The organism is Microbacterium sp. STF-2 (assembly GCF_034650155.1).
Taxonomy (GTDB): Bacteria; Actinomycetota; Actinomycetes; order Actinomycetales; family Microbacteriaceae; genus Microbacterium; species Microbacterium maritypicum_A.
This window is the reverse complement of record NZ_JARKMW010000002.1, coordinates 1,046,339-1,062,736: the sequence shown is the minus strand read 5'-3', so window position 1 is coordinate 1,062,736 and position 16,398 is coordinate 1,046,339. Positions and strand designations below refer to the sequence as shown.

At 69.5% G+C, this 16,398-nt stretch carries 14 protein-coding genes and 1 rRNA gene; 9 read left to right on the top strand and 6 right to left on the bottom strand.

Features of this window, described 5'->3' with window-relative positions:
* Nucleotides 1-115: ribosomal RNA gene (rrf, locus tag MicroSTF_RS18945) — 5S ribosomal RNA — on the top strand; the annotation flags it as partial.
* 123 nt (nt 116-238) lie between these two features.
* Here the strand turns inward: rrf and MicroSTF_RS18940 are convergent.
* Entirely contained in the window at nt 239-991 is a 753-nt protein-coding gene (locus MicroSTF_RS18940; RefSeq protein WP_322957816.1) for an IclR family transcriptional regulator, read from the bottom strand.
* Nucleotides 992-1,079: 88 nt separating this feature from the next.
* Here MicroSTF_RS18940 and hutH point away from each other — a divergent pair, with 88 nt between their 5' ends.
* The 3 genes from hutH to hutI are packed head-to-tail and all read left to right on the top strand — an operon-like array spanning nt 1,080 to nt 5,499.
* A complete protein-coding gene (gene hutH / locus MicroSTF_RS18935) occupies nt 1,080-2,621 on the top strand; it encodes a histidine ammonia-lyase (RefSeq protein ID WP_322957790.1) in 1,542 nt (513 codons plus the stop codon).
* Nucleotides 2,614-4,323, top strand: coding sequence for a urocanate hydratase (hutU, locus tag MicroSTF_RS18930; protein ID WP_322957788.1), 1,710 nt, complete (start codon nt 2,614-2,616; stop codon nt 4,321-4,323). The genes hutH and hutU overlap by 8 nt, the downstream gene beginning before the upstream one ends.
* Before the next feature lie 12 nt (nt 4,324-4,335).
* Entirely contained in the window at nt 4,336-5,499 is a 1,164-nt protein-coding gene (gene hutI, locus MicroSTF_RS18925; protein ID WP_322957785.1) for an imidazolonepropionase, read from the top strand.
* A gap of 85 nt (nt 5,500-5,584) precedes the next feature.
* On the opposite strand, the gene MicroSTF_RS18920 is transcribed toward hutI, so the two are convergent.
* Genes MicroSTF_RS18920 through MicroSTF_RS18905 form a run of 4 tightly spaced genes read right to left on the bottom strand, consistent with a single transcriptional unit; the run spans nt 5,585 to nt 10,660 of the window.
* Entirely contained in the window at nt 5,585-7,450 is a 1,866-nt protein-coding gene (locus tag MicroSTF_RS18920) for a glycogen debranching N-terminal domain-containing protein (RefSeq protein ID WP_322957783.1), read from the bottom strand.
* A complete protein-coding gene (locus MicroSTF_RS18915; protein WP_322957781.1) occupies nt 7,447-8,289 on the bottom strand; it encodes a carbohydrate ABC transporter permease in 843 nt (280 codons plus the stop codon). The genes MicroSTF_RS18920 and MicroSTF_RS18915 overlap by 4 nt, the downstream gene beginning before the upstream one ends.
* On the bottom strand, nt 8,286-9,407 hold the full coding sequence (locus tag MicroSTF_RS18910) for a sugar ABC transporter permease (RefSeq protein ID WP_322957779.1): 1,122 nt from the start codon (nt 9,405-9,407) through the stop codon (nt 8,286-8,288). Before MicroSTF_RS18910 ends, MicroSTF_RS18915 begins: the two co-directional genes overlap by 4 nt.
* 2 nt (nt 9,408-9,409) lie before the next feature.
* The gene (locus MicroSTF_RS18905) at nt 9,410-10,660 is read right to left on the bottom strand and encodes a sugar ABC transporter substrate-binding protein (protein ID WP_322957777.1); all 1,251 of its coding nucleotides are present in this window, start codon (nt 10,658-10,660) and stop codon (nt 9,410-9,412) included.
* Between the two features lie 150 nt (nt 10,661-10,810).
* Here MicroSTF_RS18905 and MicroSTF_RS18900 point away from each other — a divergent pair, with 150 nt between their 5' ends.
* Nucleotides 10,811-11,815, top strand: a complete 1,005-nt coding sequence (locus tag MicroSTF_RS18900; protein WP_322957774.1) for a LacI family DNA-binding transcriptional regulator — start codon at nt 10,811-10,813, stop codon at nt 11,813-11,815.
* 15 nt (nt 11,816-11,830) lie between these two features.
* Here the strand turns inward: MicroSTF_RS18900 and MicroSTF_RS18895 are convergent, their stop codons facing one another.
* Nucleotides 11,831-13,051 carry an MFS transporter gene (locus tag MicroSTF_RS18895; protein ID WP_322957772.1) on the bottom strand — a complete coding sequence of 407 codons (1,221 nt, stop codon included), beginning with the start codon at nt 13,049-13,051 and terminating at the stop codon, nt 11,831-11,833.
* Nucleotides 13,052-13,133: 82 nt separating this feature from the next.
* Between MicroSTF_RS18895 and MicroSTF_RS18890 the strand changes: the two genes are divergently transcribed.
* The 4 genes from MicroSTF_RS18890 to MicroSTF_RS18875 all read left to right on the top strand — a co-directional run bounded on the left by MicroSTF_RS18890 (nt 13,134) and on the right by MicroSTF_RS18875 (nt 16,226).
* Complete coding sequence (locus MicroSTF_RS18890; protein ID WP_029260154.1) at nt 13,134-13,433, top strand: ArsR/SmtB family transcription factor; 300 nt, start codon at nt 13,134-13,136, stop codon at nt 13,431-13,433.
* Between the two features lie 73 nt (nt 13,434-13,506).
* Complete coding sequence (locus MicroSTF_RS18885) at nt 13,507-14,034, top strand: hypothetical protein (RefSeq protein ID WP_136023871.1); 528 nt, start codon at nt 13,507-13,509, stop codon at nt 14,032-14,034.
* Nucleotides 14,035-14,121: 87 nt separating this feature from the next.
* Nucleotides 14,122-14,688, top strand: a complete 567-nt coding sequence (locus tag MicroSTF_RS18880) for a TetR/AcrR family transcriptional regulator (RefSeq protein ID WP_029260152.1) — start codon at nt 14,122-14,124, stop codon at nt 14,686-14,688.
* A gap of 107 nt (nt 14,689-14,795) precedes the next feature.
* Nucleotides 14,796-16,226, top strand: coding sequence for an MFS transporter (locus tag MicroSTF_RS18875; RefSeq protein WP_322957769.1), 1,431 nt, complete (start codon nt 14,796-14,798; stop codon nt 16,224-16,226).
* Nucleotides 16,227-16,398: the final 172 nt, after the last annotated feature.

Here is a 16,398-nt window from a genome sequence, read left to right as displayed (position 1 = left end):
CGGCGGCCATAGCGTGAGGGAAACGCCCGGTTACATTCCGAACCCGGAAGCTAAGCCTCACAGCGCCGATGGTACTGCAGGGGGGACCCTGTGGGAGAGTAGGACACCGCCGGACTCCTTTTAAACAAGAAAGCCACCCAATGCTGGGTGGCTTTCTTGCGTTGTGCTCGAGAAGAGCACGAAGAGCCATCCCTCGTGGGGTGGCTCTTCTGCGTTAACACGACCGTCGCAACGCAGTTCAGCGCTTCAGGCGTGCCTCAAGCATGGCCGCGCACTCCTGCACAGCGGCAGCGAGCAGTTCCTCATCCAGATCCGCACGGCCCCACGTCACCGCCACCGCGGCAACCGGCCAGCCGGCAGCATCGAGAACTGCGGCGCCCACACTGCGCAGCCCGTCCGCGATCTCACTGTTCTCCGTCGCATATCCCCTCGTCCGCACATCGCGGAGCAGTTCGCGCAGTTCGCGCGGCGTGCGAGGCCCGAGTCCCGTGCGATCGGGGAACGCCGAGACGTCCGGATAGAGCGCCCGCACCTGCTCGCGGGGGAGCGCCGCCAGCATCGCGCGGCCCGAAGCCGTGAGGTGCGCGGGAAGCCGCACACCCACATCCGTCACCAACGCCGGTCTCCGAGGTGCGCGTTCCTCGACGATGTACAGCACATCCCCACCGCTCATCACCGCCAGGTGCGCGCTCTCCCCCAACCGGTCCGAGAGCGCAGCCACCAGAGGACGGCCCCTTCGCGCCAAAGGCTGTTGGCGCGTGTATCCGCCTGCGAGCTCGAAAGCCGAGGTGCCGAGCCCCCAGCGTCTCTCCTCGCGCAGGTGCAGCACGAATCCGTGAGCGGCCAGGGTGGTGAGCAGGTGATAGACCGTGGACCGGGGCAGTTCGAGCTCGCGCGCGATCGCCGACGCCGCCACGGGTGCGGGCCGTCCGGCGAGATAGCTCAGGATGCGGAGCGTGTTCTCCGCCGCAGGCACCTGCGCGGTCGGCATCTGCGGGGTCTTCGCGTTGTCTGGGATCACAGACACAGCATCGCACGAACGGGTGTCCCCAGCCACACGTCGGGTGTGGAATCGAACCATGACTGAACTCGCCCCCGTGCTGGTCGGAGCGGCCCCGCTGTCTCCCGCCGATGTCGTTGCCGTCGTCCGTCGCAACGCGCCCGTGCAGCTCGACGCGGATGCGCTCGCGCGCGTCGCCGACACCCGTCGCGTGATCGACGGTCTCGCGGCGGACCCGAACCCGCACTACGGCGTGTCCACCGGGTTCGGCGCTCTCGCGACCACCTTCATCGCCCCCGACCGTCGCATGCAGCTGCAGGCCAGCCTGATCCGCTCGCACGCCGCGGGCACCGGGGCCGAGGTCGAGCGCGAGGTCGTGCGCGGACTCCAGCTCCTGCGGCTGCAGACCCTCGCCTCCGGCCGCACCGGCGTGCGTCCGGTCGTCGTCGAGACCTACGCCGCGCTGCTCAACGAGGGCATCACGCCTGTCGTCCGCGAGTACGGCTCGCTCGGCTGCTCCGGCGACCTCGCACCTCTCGCCCACATCGCCCTGGCTGCGATGGGGGAGGGAGAGGTCCGCGATGCATCCGGCGCACTGCTCCCCGCCACCGAGGCCCTCGCCGCCGCGGGCATCGAGCCGCTCACCCTCGTCGAGAAGGAGGGGCTCGCGCTCATCAACGGCACCGACGGCATGCTCGGCATGCTGGTGCTCGCACTCCACGACCTCGAGACGCTCCTGCTCACCGCCGACCTCGCCGCGGCGATGTCGGTCGAGTCGCAGCTCGGCACCGACGCGGTGTTCGCGGCTGACCTGATGGCGCTTCGTGCGCAGACGGGTCAGGCCGAATCCGCCGCCAACTTGCGCGCATTCCTCGGTGACTCCCCGATGGTCGCGAGCCACAAGGGGCCCGACGACGGCCGGGTGCAGGATGCCTACTCGCTGCGCTGCTCGCCCCAGGTGCATGGCGCCGCGCGCGACACCCTCGCCCATGCGACACTGATCGCCGGACGCGAGCTCGCCAGTGTCATCGACAACCCCGTCATCACCCTCGACGGACGCATCGAGTCGAACGGCAACTTCCACGGCGCTCCGGTCGCGGCGGTCCTCGACTTCCTCGCAATCTCGGTCGCCGACGTCGCCTCGGTCTCCGAGCGTCGCACGGATCGCGCGCTGGATCCGGCCCGCAGCCACGGGCTTCCGCCCTTCCTCGCAGACGAGGTCGGCGTCGACTCCGGCCTCATGATCGCGCAGTACGCGGCAGCGGGGATCGTCTCCGAGCTCAAGCGCCTCGCGGTGCCGGCATCCGTCGACTCGATCCCCTCTTCCGCGATGCAGGAGGATCACGTCTCCATGGGATGGGCGGCCGCCCGCAAACTGCGCCGGGCGATCGACGGCCTCGGCCGCGTGCTCGCGATCGAGATCCTCACCGGCGCCCGCGCCCTCGACCTGCGCGCCCCGCTGCAGGCCGGACCCGCGACCGGAGCCGTGCGCGACCTGGTCCGCATCGTGGCCGACGGCCCGGGACCCGACCGCTTCCTCTCGCCGGAGATGGAAGCCGTCACCGCCCTCGTCCAGTCGGGCGACGTCGCCCGCATCGCAAAGGAGCACGCTCATGGCTGAGTCCACCGCATCCGACACCACCGCATTCGACACCACCGCATCCGGCGCTCCGGTTTCGGGACCCCGCGTCGTCCGGGCCGCCCGGGGCAACCAGCGCACCGCGAAGAGCTGGGGCGCGGAAGCCGCCAAGCGCATGCTGATGAACAACCTCGACCCCGAGGTGGCCGAGCACCCCGAAGTCCTGGTGGTCTACGGCGGCACCGGCAAGGCCGCCCGCAGCTGGGACGCATACGACGCGATCGTGCGCACCCTCGACGAGCTCGAGCCCGACGAGACCTTGCTGGTGCAGTCGGGCAAGCCGGTCGGCGTCTTCCGCACGCACGAGTGGGCACCGCGCGTACTCATCGCCAACTCGAACCTGGTCGGCGACTGGGCGACCTGGCCGGAGTTCCGCAAGCTCGAAGAGCTCGGCCTCATCATGTACGGGCAGATGACCGCCGGATCCTGGATCTACATCGGCACGCAGGGCATCCTGCAGGGCACCTACGAGACGTTCGCCGCCGTCGCCCGCTCGCTCGGCCGCGACTCGCTCCGTGGCACGCTCACCCTCACGGGCGGAGCCGGCGGGATGGGCGGTGCCCAGCCGCTGGCCGTGACCATGAACGACGGGGTGGTGCTGATCGTCGACGTCGACGAGTCCCGTCTCATCCGGCGCGTGGAGCACGGCTACCTCGACGAGTACACGACCGACCTCGACGCGGCCGTCGCCCGCGTGGTCGCCGCCAAGGAGGCGGGCGACGCCCTCTCGGTCGGCGTGGTCGGCAACGCGGCCGAGGTGTTCCCCGAGCTGCGGCGTCGCGGTGTGCCGATCGACATCGTGACCGACCAGACCAGCGCCCACGACCCGCTCGCCTACCTCCCGCTCGGCATCGCCGTGGCGGACTGGAAGGCGGAAGCCGAGCGCGACCCCGAGGAGTTCACCCGCCGCTCGCGTGCGTCGATGGCCGCTCACGTCGAGGCGATGGTGGCGTTCCAGGATGCGGGGGCCGCGGTGTTCGACTACGGCAACTCGATCCGTGCCGAAGCGCAGCTGGGCGGTTTCGCCCGCGCGTTCGAGTTCCCCGGATTCGTGCCGGCGTACATCCGCCCGCAGTTCGAGGAAGGACGCGGACCGTTCCGCTGGGCAGCGCTCTCCGGCGACCCGGAAGACATCTACAAGACCGACCGCGCGATCGCCGAGCTCTTCCCCGAAGATGCCGCCCTGCACCGCTGGCTCGAGAAGGCCGGCGAGAAGGTGCACTTCGAGGGGCTGCCCGCCCGCATCTGCTGGCTCGGCTACAAGGAGCGCCACCTCGCCGGACTCAAGTTCAACGAGATGGTCGCGTCGGGCGAGCTGTCAGCTCCGATCGTGATCGGTCGCGACCACCTCGACTCCGGCTCGGTGGCATCGCCGTACCGCGAGACCGAGGCGATGAAGGACGGCTCCGACGCGATCGCCGACTGGCCGCTGCTGAACGCCCTGCTCAACACGGCCTCCGGCGCGTCGTGGGTGTCGCTGCACCACGGTGGCGGTGTCGGCATCGGCCGTTCCATCCACGCCGGTCAGGTCACCGTCGCCGACGGCACGGAACTCGCGGCCGAGAAGCTGGAGCGCGTGCTGACGAACGACCCGGGTACCGGCGTGATGCGTCACGTCGACGCCGGCTATGAGCACGCCCGCGAGGTCGCCCGCGAGCGCGGCCTCAAGGTCCCGATGCTCTGACAGGCTCAGGACATGGCAACGCTCATCACGAACATCGCGGAACTGACCACGAACGTCGCCGCCGGCGACGACATCACCGGCACCCTCACCGATGCCGCGGTGCTGATCGAGGGCGAGCGGATCGCGTGGGTCGGCGCCGCCGCGGAGGCGCCGACCGCCGACGGGGTCGTGGACGCCGGGGGTCGCGCGGTGATCCCGGGCTTCGTCGACAGCCACAGCCACCTCGTCTTCGGGGGCGATCGTGCCTCCGAGTTCGAGGCGCGCATGGCGGGGCAGAAGTACGCCGCGGGCGGCATCCGCTCCACCGTCGCCGCCACCCGCGCCGCGAGCGATGACGAGCTGCGCGCACGTCTGCGGGGCTTCCTCGACGAGATGCTCGCACAGGGCACCACGACGGTCGAGATCAAGAGCGGCTACGGGCTGAGCGTCGCCGACGAGGAGCGCCTGGTGCGCCTGGCCGCCGAGGTGACGCCCGAGGTGACATTCCTCGGTGCGCACGTCGTCCCGGCGGAGTACGCCGACCGCGCCGACGAGTACGTCGATCTGGTCACGGGTCCCATGCTCGACGCCTGCGCTGCGCACGCGAAGTGGATCGACGTCTTCTGCGAGACCGGTGCGTTCACGGTGGCCCAGTCACGGCGCGTGCTGGAGGCCGGCATCGCGCGCGGCCTCGCGCCCCGCGTGCACGCGAGCCAGCTCGGCCCGGGCGAGGGCGTGCGGCTGGCCGTCGAGCTCGGCGCGGCGTCCATCGACCACGGCACGTACCTGACGGATGCCGACATCGATGCCCTCGCCGGATCCGACACCGTGCTCACGCTGCTGCCGGGAGTCGAGTTCTCGACGCGGCAGCCGTATCCGGACGCGCGCCGTCTGATCGACGCGGGAGTGACCGTGGCGCTGGCGTGCGACACGAACCCGGGCTCGAGCTTCACCTCATCGATGCCGTTCTGCATCGCGGTCGCCGTGCGCGACATGGGGATGACCCCGGCCGAAGCCGTGTGGGCGGCGACCGCCGGCGGCGCGAAGGCGCTGCGTCGGGGCGACATCGGCGTGATCGCGCCCGGTGCCAGGGCCGACCTCGTGCTGCTGGGCGCACCGACGCGCATCCACCTCGCCTACCGTCCGGGAGTGCCGCTCGTGCGCACCGTCTGGAAGGACGGCCGGACGATCGGCTGAGGCCGAACCCCGCCGACCGCCCAACCGCCGACCGCCCAACCGCCGACCGCTCAGCCGATCGCCCCGCTCAGCCGATCGACCCGCTTTAGCCCAGAGCCTGCGCGACGACCACCGCGGCTGCGGCCGACCATGCCTGCGGGCGGCAGGCCGCGGGATAGGGAAGGGGCGCGCCACCGGGAACGAGGGCATCGCCCGCGTGCAGCTCGGGAACGCGGTACTCGAAGCCCTCCGCGAGGTCGAGCAGCTGCTCGGCGACCATCCGCGCGTCGGTGTCGAGCCCGGCGCGCATCATGCCGTGCACGGCGATCGCGGTGTCATGTGCCCAGACGCTGCCGCCGTGATAGCTCAGCGGCCAGTAGCCGGCGGCTTCGGTCGACATCGTGCGGATGCCGTAGCCGCTCGACATGCTCGGTGCGGTCAGCAGCGCCGCACAGGCCTGTTCCTCCTCCGGGTCGAGGATGCCGGTGCCGATCAGGTGTCCGATGTTGCTCGTGAGGGTGTCGACAGGGGCGCCGTGCGCGTCGAGGGCGATGGCCGGGTAGCGGCCCTCGGGCGTGGTCACCCAGTAGGCGGCGCGGAAGCGTGAGCGAAGATCTGCGGCCCACGTACGGAGCTCGGCCGCGCCGGGTTCACCGAACGTGTCGAGCAGGTCGGCACCACGGATGGCGGCTTCGTAGGCGTAGCCCTGCACCTCGCTCAGCGCGATGGGGCCCTCGGCCAGGCGCCCGTCGCGCCACTGGATCGAGTCGCCAGAGTCCTTCCACCCCTGGTTCGCGAGGCCGTGGCCCGACTCGTCCGCATAGTCGATGAAGCCGCTGCCCGACGCGTCGCCGTGCACCGTCATCCAGGTGAGCGCCGCCCGAAGAGCCGGGAGCAATGCCCGCACCTCGCGCTCGGACATCCCCTCGGCATGGGCGTCGGCGAGCAGGCAGACCCAGAGCGGAGTCGCGTCGACGGTGCCGTAGTACAGCGGCGGCAGATGCACGCCCTCGTTGGGCAGCGAGAGGGCGCCGCTCCGCAGCTCGTGCGCGATCTTGCCCGGAGCCTCGGCCGTCGACGCATCGTGCGCGGTGCCCTGCAGGCGCGCCAGCACGCGCAGGGTGGAGGCCGCCATGTCGGGGTCGATCGCGAGCGCGAGCCGCGCGGCCCAGAGCGAGTCCCGTCCGAACAGCGTGAAGAACCAGGGGGCTCCGGCGGCGTAGAACGCGTCCTCCGGGTGCGCGGGCAGGGCGAGGCGGAGCGCGGAGAGATCCGCGGCCGCCTGCTCCATCCATCGCGCCGCGCGCGAGTCGGCGGGAACGGTCGGCTGCGGCGCGCGCGACGGCAGCGCGGCGGTGACGACGAGGGAGGGGTCGTCGAGGTCAACCGCCCAGACCACGGCGGCAGAGCCTCGCGGTGGGACCACCACATCCCACCGCAGCACCAGGGTGTCTCCGTCCTCGGCCACCGTGGCCTCGGGGGCGGTGAGCGCGAACGACGCCTCTCCCGCGCGGCAGACGGATCCGTCCCAGGTCCAGGCCGCATCGGCGGCGAGCCCGGCCTTGACCTGCTGCATCGGCGCGAAGTCCGGGACCATGCGCACGGTGAGGGTCATCGGAACCGGGGTGCCGAGGTGCGACGCGACCGTGATCCGCTCGGAGAAGGCACCGGCGGCGACCCGCCGGTCGCGGTCCATCCGCACCTTCGGATCGGCCGATTCGTCGTCGAGCCCGCGGAGCAGATCCGTCAGGAGCGCCTGCTGCGGCACCGGCGACGTGCATCCGATGGATTCGAGCGCGGTGCCGTCGACCGTGGTCTCGATGCTCCGGATGTGTCGCACGTCGCCGTGGTAGATGCCGTGGATCGGAGCGGTGCCCATGCGGCCGACATCGTCGGACCATGCCTGGGTCGGTGCCTCGAGCATGATCACGGCGTCGTCCAGCAGCGGCTGGAGGGGCGGGGTGGGGGTCATTCCTTGACGGCTCCTTCTGTGGAGTTCATGATGCGGCGCTGGAAGACGAAGAACATCACGGCGACGGGGATCGTCATGATGAGTGCGGCCGCCAGCTTGAGCGGGTACTGGGTGCCCTGGCTGAGTCCGCCGCTGGCCAGGGATGCGACGCCCTTGGTCAGGGTCGTCAGGGCGGGGTCGTTGGTGGACACGATGAAGTGGCTGAGCTCGTTCCAGGAGCCCTGGAACGACAGGATCACGATCGTCACGAGCGCCGGCGTCGCCATCGGCAGCACCACCGACCAGAACAACCGGAACGTGCCGGCACCGTCGATGCGGGCCTGCTCCTCGACCGACTCGGGGATCGACTCGAAGAAGTTCTTCATGATGAACACCCCTGCCGCGTCGACGAGCAGCGGCAGGATCATCCCGGCATACGAGTTGAAGATGCCGAGCTGGTTGATCACGAGGAACTTGGGGATCAGCAGCACGACGGTCGGCACCGACATCACGGCGACCAGCGCGCCGAAGACGACACCCCGCCCGCGGAAGCGGAGTCGAGCCAGTGCGTACCCGGCGAGCGAGTTGAAGAACACGCGCCCGGCCGTGACGAAGATCGTCACGATCGCGCTGTTCACGAACCACGAGGGGAAGTCGGAGTTGCGGAACAGGCGCTCGTACGCGGCGAACGTCCACACGTCGGGGATGAGCGTGATCCCACTGGACGCGGCATCCTCATCGGTCTTGAAGCTCGTCGCGACCTGGATCAGGAAGGGGTAGATGTAGATGACCGCGAGGATGATCAGCAGCGCGTAGAGCGCGATCTGCCAGGTCAGCTGCTTCGACGAGAGCCGCCTCATGACGAGGCTCCCTTCGACGGGGGCGATGACGCGTACGAGGACGATGACGCGTACGCGCGGATGCGACGCTTCGAGACCGGCCGATCACGCAGCACCCATCGCTGCAGGAGCGTGAAGATCACGATGATGACGAACAGGATGAACGCGATGGCGGCACCCTGCCCCCACTCCTGGTTCTGGAACGCGGTCTGGTACGAGAGGTAGGCCGGGGTGAGCGTGGTCTTGCTCGGTGCTCCCCTGGTGCCCGTGTAGATCTGGTCGAACACCTGCCAGCAGCCGATGAGGCCGAGGGTGAGCACGGTGAACAGGGTCGGGCGCAGCTGGGGCAGCGTGATGCGCCAGAACCGCTGCCAGCCGTTCGCGCCGTCCATCATGGCGGCCTCGTCGACGTCGGCGCCGAGGTTCTGGAGACCGGCGAGGAAGATGAGCATGAACGTTCCGGAGGTCGTGAAGATCGCCATCAGGATGTACGCGCTCATCGCGACGGAGGGGCCGGCGAGCCATTCCCACCACGACACTCCGAGCGCGCCGCCCTGGGTGAGGGCCGCGGGGCCGGCATCGACGCCGACCGTGCCGAGCGCCAGATGCAGGATGCCGCGTGGATCGTTGAACCAGTTGGGACCGTTGATGCCGAACCAGGAGAGCACATCGTTGACGGCTCCGCTCGAGGTGAAGAGGAACATCCACAGCACGGTGATCGCGACGGTGCTGGTCACGGAGGGGAAGTAATAGGCGGTGCGGAAGAATCCCCGGCCACGGAGCATGGCGCGGTTCACGAGGATCGCGAGGAACAGTGCGAGCGCGGTCTGCAGCGGGACGACGAGCAGCACGTACCAGGCGTTGTTGCGCAGCGACGTGCCGAAATCCTTGGTCGCGAGACCGCCGTCGGTGAGGACGGCGGCGAAGTTGTCGGCGCCGACGAACGAGACCGAGCCGGAGAGGGGGCTGCCGCGACCGCCCCAGTCCGAGACGCTCACCCAGAGCGCCATGAGGACGGGGATGAGGAGGAAGACGCCGAGGATCACGATCACCGGCGCCGTCAACAGCCATCCGGCTGCCGCCTCGCCGCGGCGGAGCCCGGGGGCCCTGCCGCGGCGAGGCGCTGCCTTGATCGCCATGGCTACTTGACGACCGCTTCGAGGTTCGACTGGACGGAGTCGAGGATCGTCTTCGGGTCGGACGTCTTCAGCGACTCGAGCTGCGAGTTGAAGTCGGCGATGACGTCGGCGGTCCCGGCCTGGTTCGGCGGGAACTGCGCGTACTCCGCGCCTGCGAGGAACGGCTCCAGCTCGGGGTTCGCCGAGGTCCAGTCCGCGGCGGCGGACTTGATGGACGGCATCGGACCGAATGCCTTCGAGAAGGCGAGCTGGCTGTCGGCGCTCGTCAGGTATTCGACCAGGTCGAGGGCGGCCTGCTGGTTCGGGCTGTCGGCAGCCATGCCCCAGCAGTTCGTGAACTGCAGTGTGCCCTTGCCGGCGGCGCCCTCGGGAAGCTCGGCGACCGTGTACTGCAGGCTGCTGTAGTCGTTCGAGAGCGCTCCGGTGATCCAGTTGCCCTCGATCACCATGGCGGCGGACTGCTTGCCGAGCGCTTCGCCGCCCCATCCGGCCCCGACATCCTTGGCGTACGCGAACGTGCCGTCGACGAGGTGCGACTTCACGTAGTCCAGGGCCTCGACGTTGGCGGCATCGTCGGCGATGACCGTGCCGTCGTCGACGAGACCGCCGCCCGCCTGTGCCATGAAGACACCCACGCGCTGGTACTCGGCGCCGAAGGCGAGACCGACGTGATCCGCGGTCGTGAGCTTCTGTGCCACCGCGGAGAGGTCGTCCCAGGTCTTCGGGAGGTCGGCGTCGGTGAGGCCGGCGTCGGTCCACATCTGCGTGTTGATGATGAGCGACAGCGTCGAGAAGTCCTTGGGCGCGCAGTAGAACGTGCCGTCGACCGTGAAGTTCTCGACGAGCGACGGGTAGAAGTCGTCCTTGTTGGCGAGTTCGTCGCCGTAGGCCTTGAGCGATCCGTTGGCCGCGTAGCCCGAGGCCTGGTCGGCGGAGAGGTAGAACAGGTCGGCCGGGTCGCCGGCGGCGAAGCCCTGCGACAGCTCCTGGTCGAGGTTGGTCGCGGTCTGCACCTTCGCCTTGATGCCGGATTCGGCCGACCAGGCGTCGACGGCGGACTGCACAGCGGCTGTCTCGGCGTCACCGGACGAGCCGATCAGGACGGTGAGCGCGTCGTCGGAAGAGGTGAGCCCCTCGTCGTCCGCCTTCTGGTCGTCTCCGGCGAAACCGGAGCCGCAGCCGGTGAGCACGAGCGCGCTGGTGAGCAGCACCGCCCCGGTACCGAAGACTGCGCGAGTGGTGTGCCGTGTCATGGTCTCTCTCCTTTGATGAGTCACTGCGGGCGACGGCCTCGGGAGGACCGTGCGGGTTCGTCGCAGAAATTTGAACGATCAAACTCTGCGTGGAATAGGCTAAGCGGGAGTCGCGGGAAGTGTCAACCCGGGCGTGAACGAGGAGGTGCGATGGCGAAGGCGCCGACCGTCGAAGACGTCGCCGAGCGCGCGGGCGTCTCCCGGCAGACGGTCTCGAACGTGCTCAACACTCCGGACATCGTCCGCCCGGCGACCAGAGAGCGTGTCATCGCGGCGATCCACGAGCTCGGCTATCGACGTCACGCGGCCGCGCGACAGCTGCGGTTGCGGCGCAGCTCGACGATCGGCATCCGCCTCGATCCGTACCTCGGCGGGATCTCCGGCGTCGTCCTCGACCGCTTCGTGCACGCGATCACCGAGCGCGCGAGCGAGCGGGGGATGCGGATGCTCGTCTATGCCGCACGCACGCGGGAAGAAGAGATCCAGAGACTGTCGGAGCTCTGGGAGGGGTCGGAGATCGACGCTGCGATCATCACCGGCACCTCGCGCGACGATCCGCGCGTGCGCAGCCTGGATCAGGACGGGCTGCCTTTCATCTCGTTCGGTCGGCCGTGGGGGGAGGACGACATCGCCGACCCGCGCCACCTCTGGGTCGATGTCGACGGCGCCGCGGGAACGCGCGCCGCGACCGAGCACGCGCTGACCTGCGGCAGCAGCGTCGCGTTCCTCGGATGGCCGACGGGATCGGGCACGGGTGACGACCGGGAGCGCGGCTGGCGCGAGGCGATGGCCGCGGCCGGAGTCCAGGGTGCGCGGTTGACGGCGGAGGAGGGGGTTCCGTTCGCCCGCACCGTCGTCGATGCGGCGCTCGCCGCGGGGCCGGCACCGGATGCCCTGGTGTGCGCCAGCGACTCGCTCGCCGTGGGCGCGCTGCTGGCGGTCGCCGCCGCGGGGCTCTCGCTGCCGGTGATCGGCTTCGACAACACGCCGACCGCCGAGGCGCTGGGCTTCTCGAGTGTCGAGCAGCGTCCGGAGGACGTGGCGACGGCGGTCCTCGAACTCCTCATGGGTCCGACGGGCGAGATCGTCGCCCCGCGCACCCTGCAGGCGGGGTCGGCGCACGCACTGATCACCCCCGAGCTCGTCGTGCGCTGAGCGGCGCCCGTGCGTCTATGCCGCGCGGCGCATACGCAGCGTGAAGGCGATCCCGGCCAGGGCGATCACGACGATCCCGTAGCCCACGCACACCGTTTCGAGGCCGACGACTCCGACCAGCGAGCCGGCGATGACCGCCGGTACTCCGAACGCGAGGTACGCCAGCAGGTAGATCACGGCGAACGTGTCGGCGCGCTGCGTCGCCGGGATCCGCGGTGCCAGCGACGCCACGACGCCGGAGAACGCCGTGCCGAATCCCATGCCCGTCACAGCGGCCGCGACGAGATAGAACGGCAGGGATCCGAGGCCGAGTGCGATCAGGGACAGCATGGTTCCGACCGCCAGGGCCGAGGTGCCGAACAGCACCATCGATCGGGCTGCGATCTTCCGGAGCGTGAACGCCGTCACAGCCCCGACACCGGCGAGCAGCACCACGCCGAGGCCCTGCCAGACGTGGGCCTCGCCGCCGAGTTCGCCGCGCACGATGTTCGCCCCCAGCGACAGGAACAGTCCGCCCGTCGCCCACCCGGCGATCACGGCCGGAGCGCCCCGCCAGAAGTCGGCGCGGATCGCGGACGGGATCGACAGGCGGAAGCTCAGCGATGCCCACACTCCTGGCGTGCGGGGCGCGGTCTCCGGGACGAGGAAGAACAGGGCGGCGAGCACGATGTAGGCCGAACTTAGTGGAGCGAACACGTCGAGCAGGGCCTCGCCGCTGACGTCGAGCATCACCCCCGAGGCGAGTGCGCCGAGCGCGAGGCCGATCCCCGGGCTGAGCGCGTTCCACAGGGCGGCGATCCCGGCCCGTCCACCGGGGGCGAAGTCGAGGACCGTGGCGGACAGCGCCGAGATGAGCAGACCGCTCGCGATGCCTTGCAGGATGCGGGCCAGGAACAGCATGGCCACAGCGTCCGCATGCCAGAACAGGAACATGCTTCCGGCGAGGAGCAGGAACCCCACGATCGCGACCGGTCGACGACCGACATGATCCGAGAGGGAGCCGGCGGTGAGCAGGGTGAGCAGCAGCGCCACCGCGTAGACGGCGAACACGGCGCTGATGACGATCGCGTCGAAGCCGATCTCCTGCGCGAGCACCGGGTAGAACGGCGAGGGAGCGCTCGCACCGACCATCATCAGGATCTGCGCGACGATCGCCAGGACGAATCCGAACCGCGTCCGCGGCCGAGGCGGTGCGGTCGGCTGCGGGACGGCGACGATCGGCTCGGTCGTGGTCATGGCGTCTCCTCGTAAGGTTCGAGAATCATCGAACTATCGGAGCGTACTCGCCATCCGTCGATTGTTCAACTATTCTCGAACTATGCCTGGCGATCTTCCCCATCCGGAGCGCTCCGAGATCCAGCTCACCGACGTGCTCTTCGCGCTCAGCGACCCCGAGCGCCTCGCGATCACGCGCCAGCTGGCCGACGGCCCCCTCGACATGGCCGCCTGCCATGCCACCGACCCGAATCTCCCGAAGTCGACCAAGTCGCACTTCATGAAGGTGCTTCGCGAAGCCGGCGTCATCCGCAACGAGCCGAACGGACGCCGGCGGATGCTGACGCTGCGACGCGACGACCTCGACGCGCTCTTTCCCGGGCTGCTCGACTCGGTGCTGTAGGCCTCGCGGATCCCGCCATCACGTTTGAGATACGTTCGCGGTCGTCGCGTGTGCGGGCGGATAATGTGCCTTCATGAAAACTCGGCACGTCGCTGCGGTGCTGCTCGTCACGCCACTGCTTGCGCTCACGGCGTGCACCCCGGGCGCAACCGGAACTCTCGGTCTGCTCCGGCAGGAGGATGGCTCCCTCGAAGTGCTCGTGCGCCTCTGTCACGGGTCTGTCGATCTTCTCAACCTGCAGGCCATCAACTCGTTCCCTCCGGACTCCGAGCTCGGATCTCAGCCCGACGACAACGGGTGGCAAAACGTCAAGACCAGGGAATACCCGATGCCCGCGCCGATCGTGGGGGATGCCGAACTCGCCATGCCGTTTCGGGAGAGAACCCTCGGCTCGGATGTGCTCTTCCTCTTGACGGCCTACGGAGACGACGGAGAGAACGCGGTCTCGGGCCAGTTCGGAGCGAGTGAGCTGGCGGACGTGCAGCCCGGCGAGGTGTTCACGCCCATCGGGATGTTCGCATCCGACATCTGGGATTCGTCCGACGACCCGATCGTGAGTCGCGAGGAGTTCGAGCGTTTCGCCGACGACTTCTGTTCGTGACGGTCGGCGCGGGGAGGGGCGACGCCGTTTTCGCGCCTGAGCTCTCAGCGCTTGCCCTCCAGGGAGAGTGAGTGTACAGTCACTCATATGTCCACCACGCGCAGTTCGATCCTCTCCACGGCAGACGCCCGCAAGCCCCTCGTGGCCGCGGCGGCGCTGGCGGCGTTCGCACGCGGCGGGTATCACGGCACCACCGTCGCCGACGTCGCGCGCGAGGCCAAGATCTCGCCGGCTTACGTCTTCAAGCTGTACTCCGGCAAGGAGGCACTGTTCGTCGTCGCGCTGGAAGCGTGCTTCGACGCGATCGTCGCCGCCCTGGAAGAGGGGGCGGACGCAGCGAGTAATGCGTCGCCCGAGGGGGTCCTCGACGCGATGGGGGATGCGTACGCGCACCTCATCTCCGACCGGACGCTGCTCATGCTGCAGGTGCACGCGCAGTCGGTGGCCGAGATCCCCGCGATCGGCGAGGCGCTTCGAGCCGGGCTCGAGCGCGTCACGACATTCGCGAAGACTCGTTCGCGAGCAGACGACGATGATGTGCAGCGGTTCATCGCCTATGGGCAGCTCTGCCACCTGATCGTCACCACCCAGCTCGACGGGCGCCCCGGGGAATGGGTCGCCCTACTCACGAAGGGGATCACGCACCCCGGCTGATCCCTCCCCGGAGTGGGCCCTTCTTCGCATGCCCTCAAGAGTGAGTGAATAATCACTCTCTACGCCGAGATCCAGACACGAACCCTGAACAAGAACAGGAGCACCTCATGACCACTCTCACCCCCACGACCACCGCGGCCGGCTCTGGCGCGCAACCGCGCAGCACGCGTCGCTGGCTCGCCCTCAGCGTCCTCGCCCTCGCGCAGTTCCTCGTCGTGCTCGACGCCTCGATCGTGAACATCGCCCTCCCCGTCCTCGGCGACCAGCTCGGAATGGAAACCACCGCTCTCGCCTGGGTGATCACCGCCTATGTGCTGGCTTTCGGCGGACTCCTCCTTCTGGGCGGACGCCTGGCCGACCGCTACGGGCACCGCCGTGTCTTCCTGATCGGGACGGCCGGCTTCGTCGTGGCATCCGCGCTCGCCGGGCTCTCCGTCTCGAGCGAGATGCTCCTCGGCGCCCGCGCCCTGCAGGGCGCCTCCGCAGCGCTCCTCGCCCCTGCGGCTCTGGCGCTGCTCACCCACCTGTTCCCGGACGACCGGGAGCGTGCCAAGGCGCTGGGTGTATGGGGCGCCGTCGCCGGAATCGGCTCGGCGGCCGGCGTCCTGCTCGGTGGAGTGCTCACCGCGACTCTCGGCTGGCAGTCGGTGTTCTTCGTCAACGTGCCGGTGGGCGCACTCGTCTTGATCGCCATCCTGCTGCTCGTCACGCGCGACGGCGTCCGCATCCCCGGCCGTCTGGACGCTGCAGGTGCCGTCACGGTCACGGCTGCGCTGGTCGTTCTCGTCGGGGGCCTCAGCGCGGTCGAACAGCTCGGATTCCTGCACCCGCTGCCCCTTGTGCTGTTCGCGGCGACGCTCCTGCTCGGCGCCGGCTTCGTCGTGATCGAGCGCCGCAGCTCGGAGCCTCTCATTCCGCTGTCGGTGTTCCGCAACCGCAACCTCGCGCTCGGCAACATCGTGATGCTGCTCGGGGGTGCAGCGATGGTCGCGCTCTTCTTCGCCCTCTCCGTCTACATGCAGGCCGTGCTCGGCTACGACGCTCTCGCCGCGGGGTTGTCGCAGCTGCCTCTCGCCGGCGTGCTCGTGCTCGTCGCGGGCGTCGCTCCCGCCGTGATCGGTCGCGTCGGCACGCGACCGGTGCTGATCGGGGCTCTGCTCGTCCTCGCGGGAGGCCTCGTCTGGCTCGCGGCTGCTCCGTCCAACGCGATGTTCCTCGCGCAGCTGCTCGGACCGACGCTCCTGATCGGCATCGGACTCGGTGGCGCCGTGGTGGCGACGACCCAGCTCGCCGTCGACGGTGTCGACGGCGGAGAGGCCGGACTCGCGGGTGGCCTGATCAACACGAGTCAGCAGATCGGTGGAGCAGTGGGGCTCGCCGTGCTCGGAACGGTCGCCGGATTGCGCACCGCAGGGCTTGCGGCGGATGGGGCATCGGCCGCAGTCGCCCTCACGGGCGGCTTCTCCTGGCTCTTCCTCGGCGCGGCGGGGCTGGCGGTTCTCGGGGCGGTGATCGTCGCGGTCTGGCCTCGGGACTGAACACGGAGGCGGATGAAACCCCTGGGGTGTGCAGATGCGCCCCAGGGGTTCGCCGCTCGTGCCGAATGACTCAATGTCAATTCACCGACCTATTCCTCGCGCAAACAGACAACACCTGCATACATCTATGTTGGCATTCTGCTCCAGGATTTGGATCGGACGCCGCGCGAGG